At 56.1% G+C, this 574-nt stretch carries 1 protein-coding gene; it reads left to right on the top strand.

The annotated features are described in order from the left end of the window. Positions 1 to 574, top strand: a 574-nt coding sequence (locus tag KXD86_RS17105; protein ID WP_218637367.1) for a hypothetical protein, incomplete at both ends; no start/stop codon positions are given.

Below are 574 nucleotides of genomic sequence, written 5' to 3'. Positions count from 1 at the left end.
GGCAACGTTACGGAGATCGCTTCGCTACCGCTGGATCTGGACGAACTACAGATCCGCAACGCGCGGGTGAAGCTGGACGTGGCCGCGGTGCCCCCGTTGGTCGTGGATAATTCGACCGTTGAACTGACGGTGCCGTCAGTTTCGGAACTGACGGCCAATAATGCCAGCATTATCACTCTGAATGCAGGCACAGTGACAGCTTTAACTCTGGATGGCAGCAAGCTGTCACAGTCAACGGTCCTGACGGTTTCCAATTTGACGCTGCAAAATAGCAGCACTTGGTACCAAGATGGTTATGATCTGACGGTCAGTGATACCTACGCCTTTACTAACAGTCACTTCGATCACAGTGGGGCCTGGAACCGACCGGAAGGGTCGGACCTCACGGTTACAGGCTACACCATGACGTTGCCCTCGGGCACGCATCAGTACGGCACGCTGACGATTGGCACCGGAGGGAAGATCAAAGTCTCGCCCTACAATGAAACCACCGAACAGGGTGGTCGTTTAACGCTAGACGTCAACGAATTGGTGGTGGCCGAAGGCGGGGTGTTGAGCGCATCGGGTGCGGGCT

Origin of the sequence: Marinobacter arenosus, from assembly GCF_019264345.1 — a bacterium.
Lineage (GTDB): Bacteria > Pseudomonadota > Gammaproteobacteria > Pseudomonadales > Oleiphilaceae > Marinobacter > Marinobacter arenosus.
The sequence above is the reverse complement of the archived record's forward strand: the minus strand, read 5'-3'. Positions and strand labels throughout refer to the sequence as shown.